This is a genomic window from Limosilactobacillus sp., assembly GCF_041859915.1.
Lineage (GTDB): Bacteria > Bacillota > Bacilli > Lactobacillales > Lactobacillaceae > Limosilactobacillus.
Genome location: NZ_JBFLGB010000064.1, coordinates 1 through 9,273 on the forward strand (window position 1 = coordinate 1; position 9,273 = coordinate 9,273).

At 43.1% G+C, this 9,273-nt stretch carries 9 protein-coding genes and 2 pseudogenes; 8 read left to right on the forward strand and 3 right to left on the reverse strand.

The features are described 5' to 3' along the window. From ACEYV4_RS07945 to ACEYV4_RS07975, 7 genes and pseudogenes are all read left to right on the forward strand, one after another. Positions 1-194: pseudogene (locus ACEYV4_RS07945) on the forward strand (NAD-dependent protein deacetylase); the annotation flags it as partial. 70 nt (positions 195-264) lie between these two features. Further along, positions 265-1,248, forward strand: coding sequence for a LacI family DNA-binding transcriptional regulator (locus tag ACEYV4_RS07950; protein ID WP_373842794.1), 984 nt, complete (start codon positions 265-267; stop codon positions 1,246-1,248). A gap of 439 nt (positions 1,249-1,687) precedes the next feature. Beyond that, positions 1,688-2,959, forward strand: a complete 1,272-nt coding sequence (locus ACEYV4_RS07955) for an MFS transporter (RefSeq protein ID WP_373842795.1) — start codon at positions 1,688-1,690, stop codon at positions 2,957-2,959. 219 nt (positions 2,960-3,178) lie between these two features. Beyond that, on the forward strand, positions 3,179-4,057 hold the full coding sequence (scrK, locus tag ACEYV4_RS07960) for a fructokinase ScrK (protein WP_373842796.1): 879 nt from the start codon (positions 3,179-3,181) through the stop codon (positions 4,055-4,057). 26 nt (positions 4,058-4,083) lie between these two features. Beyond that, on the forward strand, positions 4,084-4,494 hold the full coding sequence (locus tag ACEYV4_RS07965; RefSeq protein WP_373842797.1) for a VOC family protein: 411 nt from the start codon (positions 4,084-4,086) through the stop codon (positions 4,492-4,494). Positions 4,495-4,534: 40 nt separating this feature from the next. Next, positions 4,535-5,554, forward strand: coding sequence for a zinc-dependent alcohol dehydrogenase family protein (locus tag ACEYV4_RS07970; RefSeq protein WP_373842798.1), 1,020 nt, complete (start codon positions 4,535-4,537; stop codon positions 5,552-5,554). A gap of 161 nt (positions 5,555-5,715) precedes the next feature. Further along, positions 5,716-6,663 carry an alpha/beta hydrolase gene (locus ACEYV4_RS07975; RefSeq protein WP_373842799.1) on the forward strand — a complete coding sequence of 316 codons (948 nt, stop codon included), beginning with the start codon at positions 5,716-5,718 and terminating at the stop codon, positions 6,661-6,663. A gap of 173 nt (positions 6,664-6,836) precedes the next feature. Here the strand turns inward: ACEYV4_RS07975 and ACEYV4_RS07980 are convergent, their stop codons facing one another. Together ACEYV4_RS07980 and ACEYV4_RS07985 are read right to left on the reverse strand one after the other, a co-directional pair. Further along, the gene (locus ACEYV4_RS07980) at positions 6,837-7,661 is read right to left on the reverse strand and encodes an exodeoxyribonuclease III (protein WP_373842800.1); all 825 of its coding nucleotides are present in this window, start codon (positions 7,659-7,661) and stop codon (positions 6,837-6,839) included. A gap of 13 nt (positions 7,662-7,674) precedes the next feature. Next, positions 7,675-8,103, reverse strand: a complete 429-nt coding sequence (locus tag ACEYV4_RS07985; RefSeq protein ID WP_373842801.1) for a winged helix-turn-helix transcriptional regulator — start codon at positions 8,101-8,103, stop codon at positions 7,675-7,677. A 185-nt stretch (positions 8,104-8,288) separates the two neighbouring features. Here ACEYV4_RS07985 and ACEYV4_RS07990 point away from each other — a divergent pair, with 185 nt between their 5' ends. Beyond that, positions 8,289-8,945 carry an NAD(P)H-binding protein gene (locus ACEYV4_RS07990; RefSeq protein WP_373842802.1) on the forward strand — a complete coding sequence of 219 codons (657 nt, stop codon included), beginning with the start codon at positions 8,289-8,291 and terminating at the stop codon, positions 8,943-8,945. Between the two features lie 244 nt (positions 8,946-9,189). Here ACEYV4_RS07990 and ACEYV4_RS07995 read toward each other — a convergent pair. Further along, positions 9,190-9,273, reverse strand: a pseudogene (locus ACEYV4_RS07995) (IS30 family transposase); the annotation flags it as partial.

Here is a 9,273-nt window from a genome sequence, read left to right on the forward strand (position 1 = left end):
GCGTTGGTCGGTTGACGCCAATGTTTATCCAAGAACCATTCTGGGCCCTGACGAATAACCTTCCTGGTGCTTACGATGTGATGGTTAACCGTGATTACCAATTCTTACCCCAACAGATTGAAGATAAAGGAACAGCAATCAAGGGTGATTTGGCAAAAGTACTGACTGATGTGCGGACTGCTTTGGATCGTTAAATTAATTCCGTAGGTTGCTATCTGTTATAATGTAATGGTGTAATTAATTTAAGAAAAGGAAGTAGCGATAGTGAAGAAGACAATTACGTTGGCGGATGTTGCGGCTGCAGCAGGAGTATCCAAGACAACGGCCTCGCGGGTGATTAATCACCGGGGCTACTTAAGCGACCGGACAATCAAAAAAGTTCATGAAGCGATGGACGAGCTTAACTACCGACCGAACGCAATTGCCCGGCAACTCTTTCGGCAAAAGTCGAACTTAGTTGCCCTGGTTTTTCCCACCGTTAACGACCCTTTCTTTGCGGAACTAGAAGCTGAACTTGAAAAGCGCTTTGATAAGCTTGGCTATCAAGTATTGATGGGTAACAGTCAGAACAATCCGACGAAGGAACAAAACTACCTTCGATTATTATTAAATCATCAAGTCGATGGATTAATCGTTGGTTCTCATAACATCGGTATTCCAGAATATGCCAAAACTAACCGACCGATTGTTTCCATTGAGCGGTTCATTGGTAAGCAAATTCCAGTGGTTTCTGCGGATAATTATCAGGGAGGATTATTGGCGGTTCGACAATTGCTCAAGGATGGTTGTCAGCATATTATTCACACCAATTATCCGGTCAACCTGGTATCACCAAATGAGTTACGGCGACAGGCCTATGAGGATCTAATGCATAAATATCATCGTCAACCGGTTACTTATGAGGTTTCGTTTGATGTTTCTGATGAAGAAAAAGAACGGGTCTTTCGTGAACTGTTTCGTGAACATCCAGAAGTCGATGGAATTTTCGCTGACAATGACACCAATGCCAGTCTGATTATTCGAGTGGGGAAAGAATTTGGCCGTCACGTGCCTGAGGATCTTAAAGTAGTTGGCTTCGATGGGGCTGCAATTACCCAAAAGCTTTCACCGGAACTTTCCACGATTCGCCAGCCAATCCCCGCAATGGCTGACAAGGCGGTTGAATTACTCCTTAAATTAATTAATGGCAAAGAAGACGTTAAATCTGCGGTGCTGCCGGTTAAAATGATTTATAGTACTACTGCATGAAATAAAATGGTGTGATTAAAGTTCTTTTGTTAAATTGAAAAATAACAATACAGTATGTGAATGGTCTTTAAAGCTTAGGTAATCCAAGCTTTAGAGACCATTGTTTTAGTAAAGGTAAAATTAGTGATAGATAAACAATGTGATTTTGCGGAATAATTGGGCTATTTTATTAAGTATTGCTAGAAGCTGATTAAAGCTTATTTGAGGCTAAGCAAAATATTGTATCGTTCAAATTGGTCTAATGTAAGCGTTTTATATGATAAACGTTTCCAATCTTATTATGAAGGCATTTCTTTAGGAAAAGTGTGAAAATTATCACAATAATGCAAGCGCTTTACGCAAATAGGGCAATCGGTTAACATAAGGGTGTTAGGAAAATAAAGTAAAAAAATAAATTTTTAATGATTAGTTGTTTTTAAGGTTGGAGGTTGTTTTTGTTATGAAACAGAGTCAATCATTGGCGACTAAACTAGCGTTTCTCTCCGCCTCATTCATGGTTACGAGTGCTTACGCGATTCAGAGTGCCTTGCCACAAATCAAATCCACCCTAGCTATTAGCCAGCCACAGGTGGAATATTTGGTTACTGCACCGTCTTTTGCGGTAATGTTCTTCGTTGTTTTGTCACCATTGCTACAGGATTGGTTTAATATTTCTGATAAGCACATTATTATGGCTGGGATCACACTGGTAGGAATTGCTGGTTTAATACCGGCGTTTGCTAATAATTACTGGATAATCTTAATTTCACGGCTGTTTCTAGGTGCTGGTTATGGTCTTTATAATTCTCAGGCTATTTCTTTGATTTCAGTATGGTACCAAGGGCATGAACGAACTAGTATGCAGGGTTGGCGGTCGGCCTTTGAACAGATTGGCAATGCCTGCACGTTGATGATTTCAAGCCTATTGCTGATTTATGCCGGTTGGCACGCTGCTTTCTTAGTTTATGGCCTGGCCTTTGCTGTGATGGCTTTCTTTGCATGGCGGGTACCAAACGATACGCACAGCGATGCTGATACTGATGATGACCAATCATCCTTTGAGACAGTTTCACCAATTACTCATGAAAAGATTACGAAAATCAGTCCGCTGGTAATTGCCATTTTAGCATTTGTCCTTTTGATTAAGATGGACTTTATTGGAATGGAAGACCGGTTTCCAGGCTTAGCCGTTGCCATTAATGGTTCAAAGTTTACTGGTACTGGGACTTATCTTTCTTTGATGCTGATTGGGGCTACCCTTGGTGGGGCCTGCTACGGAGTCCTTCAAAAACGGTTTGGCTATCTTGGAACGATCTATATTGGCCTGATTTTACTGGCGATCGCCAACTTCTTATTTGGCTTTGGTGGAAACAATTTTGCAGTTATCGCAGCCGGAATCTTAATGGTTGGTTTCCCAATGCAGGTTTTGACTCCGTTAATCTTTAATATTTTGCCGTTTATGGCACCAATGCGGTTACAGACTAAGATTACATCGTTTATCCTAATTGGCTTTAATTTTGGGGCCTTCTTCTCCCCAACTGCGGACGCTTGGTTTAACTACTTACTTAATCAACCATTGAGTGGCCTTGGCTTAGGTGCACCGTTCCGAATTTACGGTGTTATGATGCTCGTTATTGCTGCCTTAATCTTCCTGGGAAAGCGTGGTTATGAAATAAAAAAAGCTAATACCCATGAAGGGCACTCGGCAACCAGGCATGTTTATGTTAAATAAAATTGTTTAATAAGGAATATGTCGTTCATTTTTGATGAGATAGAGCGACATATTTTATTTCAAAAAGTTTCTGATAACCGGTTGACACTTAATATAGAAAGCGCTAACATATGAATTGTTGAAATGAGCGAGCGCTTTATTCATTGCTTCGAGCATTTAGTAAAAAACAGGGTGATCACTAGGCCTTGTTTAATCCAAACAAATAGAGAAGGCGAGCGCATGTTATTAGGAAGTATTGAAGCCGGCGGAACCAAGTTTGTCTGTGCCGTTGGCAATGTTAATTACCAGATTAAGGATTCCATTCACATTCCAACGATCACTCCAGCTGAAACCTTTCAGAAGTGTATTGATTGGTTTGACCAGTACAAAAAGAACCTCTCCGCGATTGGGATTGCTTCGTTTGGCCCAATTGAAATTCGGAAGAGTTCGCCCAAATACGGCTACATTACCGATACTCCCAAGAAGGGCTGGTCAAATACTGATTTTATTGGTCCTTTCAAGAAGCATTTCAACATTCCGATTGCTTGGACAACGGATGTCAATGGTTCAGCCTATGGTGAATATGTTTTAGCAACGTTGTTTAACAAACGGATTCATTCCTTAGTTTATTACACAATTGGCACTGGCTGTGGAGCCGGAGCCGTCATTGACGGGAAGTTTGTCGGCGAACTTGGCCACCCCGAGATGGGACATATCCGCTTGAAGCGGCACCCTGATGACCTGGACTTCAAGGGCATTTGTCCATTCCATGGTGATTGCTTAGAGGGCCTGGTTAGTGGGCCAACCTTCGAAGCGCGGACCGGAAAGAAGGGCCAAGATATTCCCTTGACTGATCACGTTTGGGACATTGAGGCTTACTACGTTGCCCAAGCAGCTTTGGATGCAACTTTGATGTTTCGTCCAGCGCAACTTATCTTTGGTGGCGGAGTTGTTAGTGAACCATTTTTGAAGAAGGTTCGGCGAGAATTTAAGAAACTATTGAACAACTATGTTGATGTTGGTAATGTTGACCAGTACATCACGATGCCGTTAGCGCAACACAATGGTTCAGCCACGATTGGTGACTTTGCCTTAGCACTACAGGCAGCGACTAACTGATCAGCCTTTTAGAGGAGATGAAACTTATGGCATTTAACAAGAGTTTAGAGGGTTATTATGATGATTTAGCACATGTCGGAATCCCTACGGATAATTTGAAAAAGACGATTTCTTTCTGGGAAGGTCTGGGCTTTAAGAAGCAAGGACAATTTGATACGGATGGCCAAGGTCACCAGGTTGTCTTTATGAAAGCTGGTCACTTGATGCTGGAGATCTGGGATAGTGATGGGGCCGTTCACCAGACCGGTGCAATTAACCACATTTCTTTAAATGTTGAAGATGCGGATGGAGCATTCAAGGCTGCTAAGGAAGAAGGTTATAACGTTAAGGAAGATGCGGTCCAACATCTTGATTACTGGCAACATGGGATTAAGTTCTTCAATATTATCGGTCCCAACGATGAGACCATTGAATTTTGTGAAGTCGTGAAAGGTTAATTTTAAAATAGAATTAGATTTAATATAGGAGGAATATCTGATGAAAGCTTTAGTAATGACTGGTAAAAAGAAGTTAGAAATTGATGACAACTACAAGAAGCCAGAAGTTAAGCCTAATGAAGTCTTAGTTCACACCGCCTGGGCCGGTATTTGTGGGACTGATAAAGCCCTCTACAATGGCCTGCCAGGTTCAGCTGATGCTGTTCCACCGATTGTTCTTGGTCATGAAAACTCCGGTGTTGTTGCCGAAGTTGGTAGTGAAGTGGAAGACTTCAAAGTTGGCGACCGGGTCAGCGTTGACCCTAACATTTATTGTCACAAGTGCTTTTACTGCCGGACTTCTCGCCCAGAATTGTGTGAACACCTGGATGCCGTTGGGGTTACTCGTGATGGCGGCTTTGAAGACTACTTTACTGCACCGGAAGAAGTCGTTTACCACGTTCCAGACAATGTTTCTCTAGAAGCTGCCGCCGTAATTGAACCAATTTCTTGTGCAGAACACGCTGTTGATCTGCTGGAAACTCACCCATACCAAACTGCCTTGATTATTGGTGATGGTTTCGAAGGTCAACTGATTGCCCAAATTTTGAAGTCCCGTGGTGTCAAGGAAGTTACCTTAGCCGGGACCGTAGATGAGAAGTTGGAGAACAACCAAAAGCACTTTGGCTTCAAGACTATTAACAACCTTAAGCACCCTGAGGAAGTTAAGAAAGACGCCTACGATATCGTAGTTGAAGCCGTTGGCCTACCACAAACTCAGGAACAGGCTGTTGAATCTGCCGCTCGTGGTGGTCAAGTTCTGATGTTCGGTGTGGGTAACCCTGATTCTGAATTTAAGGTTAATACTTACAAGGTCTACCAGAAGCAATTGACAATTCAAGGAACCTTTATTAACCCATACACCTTTGAAGATTCAATTGCCCTTCTGCAATCCGGTGACGTTGATCCATTGCCATTGATTTCCAATGTGCTGGACTTTGCTCACGTAGAAGACTTTGTCAGTGGCAAGCTGGGCAACATTTCTAAGGCTATCGTTAAGGTTGCTGGTGAAGACGCTTAATAATTTCGATTAAGACTCCTTAGCATATTAGATATAACGAAATAGACAGGGAACTGGTAATAACTGGTTTCCTGTCTATTTATATAATGAGTTAATTCTTTGACCATTGGTGGTTCAGTAGCTTAAGATAGTTAATATCTTTAAGCAAAGGATGTGAGCACGTGAAGAAAGCAACGAAACGTTTTCTTCAGGCGAGCCTAATAGCAATTGGTGGGGTTGCCATCACTAGTTTCGTGATGAGTGAATACCTCTTTAAAATTGCCTTTCATCGGGTCAACTATGTGCCGGAGACTTCCAAGGAGAAGCAAAAATACGCGAATGAATACTGGCACTACGTCAATTGGTTCCATCGTGTAAACAAGGAACATTGGACCTTCTCTACTGATGATGGGGATGATCAAATGTCGACCTACTTCATTCCGGCCGCAGATGGTAACCGGGACCGGGCGGTGATTATCTCCCATGGTTACAAGGGCAACGGTGAGACGATGGCCAACTATGCCCAAATGTTTTACCAATTGGGCTTCAACGTCCTGTTACCGGATGATCGGGCCCACGGACAAAGTGCCGGTAAGTATATTAATTTTGGTTGGCTTGACCGACTCGACTACCAGGAATGGTTACGACGATTGATTGATCGACTTGGTGAGCAGGTGAAAATTGTCCTCTTCGGCGTTTCGATGGGCGGAGCGACCGTCGAAATGATGAGCGGTGAACAGTTACCGCCCCAGGTGAAATGCATCATTGCCGATTGTGGTTATTCCAGTATTCGTGAAGAACTGGCCTACTTGCTCAAGCAACAGTATCATTTGCCCGAATACCCGATTTATCCATTGGTTTCGACGATCAACCGTCACCGACTAGGCTTTTACCTTGGCGACGTTTCTTCAAAAGAACAATTGGCTAAGAATAAGCTGCCGATCTTCTTTATCCATGGCGAAAAGGATACCTACGTGCCGAGTTACATGGCCTGGGAGAATTATCAGGCAACTCACGCTCCTAAAGACATCTGGATTGTTGATCACGCTACTCATGCAGAAAGCTTTTGGATTAATCCCACGGCCTATCGTGAACACATTGTTCGTTTTTTAAGAAAGTACTTTGATTGAGCCAAATTTGGGATAAAAGATTAGTTGAAACTATCGCTTTCTTGTTAGTCTTGTCATTTTTAAAATTAATTAAATGAAATGAAAAGAGTCTCGGTAATATGATTATCGAGGCTCTTTTTAGCATAAAATACGAAATGCTCTTTGCTCATGGCGAGTAAGAAGCATTTGTTTCATTATAGGTCAATTACAAGTTCCACTGGGGCGTGATCACGACGCTTACCAGTATTAACTATCCCGGATTGTTGAATTTTATCAGCGATTCGGTCACTGACTAACCAATAGTCGAGACGCCAACCGGAATTATTTTGCTTACTGGTGATCACTCGTTGAGCCCACCAGGAGTACACTCCAGCTTTATCTGGGTAAAGTTTCCGAAAACTGTCAGTAAAGCCAGCTTTAAGGAGTTGCGTGAAATCTTCCCGCTCTTCATCAGTGTAGCCGGCAGAATGGTGGTTGTTACTTGGATGAGCTAGGTCGATCGGTTCGTGGGCGACGTTAAAATCTCCGCTAATCATGACGGGCTTATTTTCCGTTAACTTGCTGAGGTATTGTCGGTATTTAGCGTCCCAGCCTTGCCGATCCGTCAGCCGCTTCAAACCGCTACCGGAATTGGGTGTGTAGACTTCGGTGACGTAGAAATCGGGGAATTCGAGTGTGATGATTCGGCCTTCCTGGTCCATGGTTGAAGGAGCATCGATTGTTGGGTAGGTAACCTTGGGATGGTAGGTGTCCTTGTATAAGTACATAGTGCCAGCATAACTCTTGCGGGCTGGTTCTTTGGAAGATCGCCAGACATAGGTGTAATCCGGGAAAATTTTGGCCAAAGCCTCTCGATGTTTCTTGGTCGGATCCTTACGCAGCTTGGTTTCCTGGATAGCAAAAACATCTGGTTGAGCAGCCGCAATCTTCTTCAGGGTTTCCCTAGTTTCACCAGCACGTTTGGAGGTGCCGGTGAGAGCGGCATTGAGTGAATCGATATTCCAACTGATTAATTTCATAGTTAATAACTCCCTAATTTTGGTGAACGATTTCTTGTTTCCAATGGTTGAGGTGACGTTTAGTGATGACACAGAGACCATCATCTCCAACCTTCTTCATTTGGTTAGTGCACATGATTTTAACATCGTTATGTTGGGCGGCTCGCCGTTCTCCCCAGTAATTCAGGTAGCGGAGGGCGGCGTAGAGATTTTCTCCCTCGTCGGTCAGGCGATATTCAACGTGGGGTGGGACGGTATTGAAGCTTTTACGGGCCACGATTCCGGCATCGGCTAATTCACGCAGCTGATCGGTTAAAACCTTGTAAGAAGTACCAAGTTGTTTAACCAGTTCACTAGTCCGACGTGGGTGGCCAGCTAGCAAGTAGAGAATGACGGGCTTCCACTTGCCGCCGATGATCGATAGGGCATAATCAGCCCCAATATTAAACATTTTTGGACGCATTTTTACCCTCCTTAGACTTACTATCACTATTATAGCAAGCTTTTCTTAAAAAACTTAATCGACGCGAACTGTTCAGTCCCTGTTAATTCTTACCGGTAGGTAACTACCTTACTACAAAGTGCTTACTTTTAACCAGTACGGATTCTATTTATACTAATAGTGTAAGTAATAAGGAGGAATTGATAATGGCAAAACAAGTATTGATTCTCGGTGCGACGGGACAAATTGCTGGTCACGCCATTCAAGCATTGCTAAAGAATGGTGATGATCATCTCTTGCTCTATACTCGTCACCCGCAACATCTTGAGTCCGTTAATCAACAACGGGAAACAGTCATTAAGGGTGATACTCTGAAGATGACTGAATTGGATGCCGCCATGGCCCAAGCAGACGTGGTTTATGCAAACTTACGGAATCCCCAGATTGAACAGCAGGCTCAAAACATCGTGGCAGCGATGGATAAGCATGGCCTTAAGCAATTGGTTTGGATTTCTTCGATCGGGATTTATGATGAGGTACCAGGTAAATTTGGTGAATGGAACAATGCCGAACTTGGTGGCGGCCAGGAAGACAGTTATCTCGGCACTTATCGGAAAGCTGCGGATGTAATTTCCGCGTCTGATCTTGACTATACGATCATTCGACCGGCTTGGTTGACCAACAAGGATGAGGTTGATTATGAGACTACCAAGCGTGGTGAAGCCTTTAAAGGAACTGAGGTTTCGCGGAAGTCGATTGGCACCCTGGTTGCTAAGATCATCGATGATCCGGCTCCATATGCTCGGCAAGATCTGGGAGTTGATAAACCTGGTACCGATGGTGACAAGCCAGCTTGGTACTGACACTTAAAGCCGGATTTGATTTTGAATTTTTACTTGCAGAATTTTTAACGTTGTAAATATAGGCAATTGAATACACACTCGTACTTGATCCTTAAATGTGGAACATTATGAGTGAGCATCAACTAACTTCTATTAGGGTCTGTCGCAAGACATGAAGAAGTTGGTTGATGCTTTTTTGTTTTAAGCGATTTGGACTGACATTTTGTTGGTGCCCTAAATTTCAAGAATAAGTTAGCCACTGGACTCAAATAAATAATACTGACCAATTGATTATTGGTTGATGGAGCTGTGATATCTCTTGGTAGAAGGCCTTACGATAGATATCCAT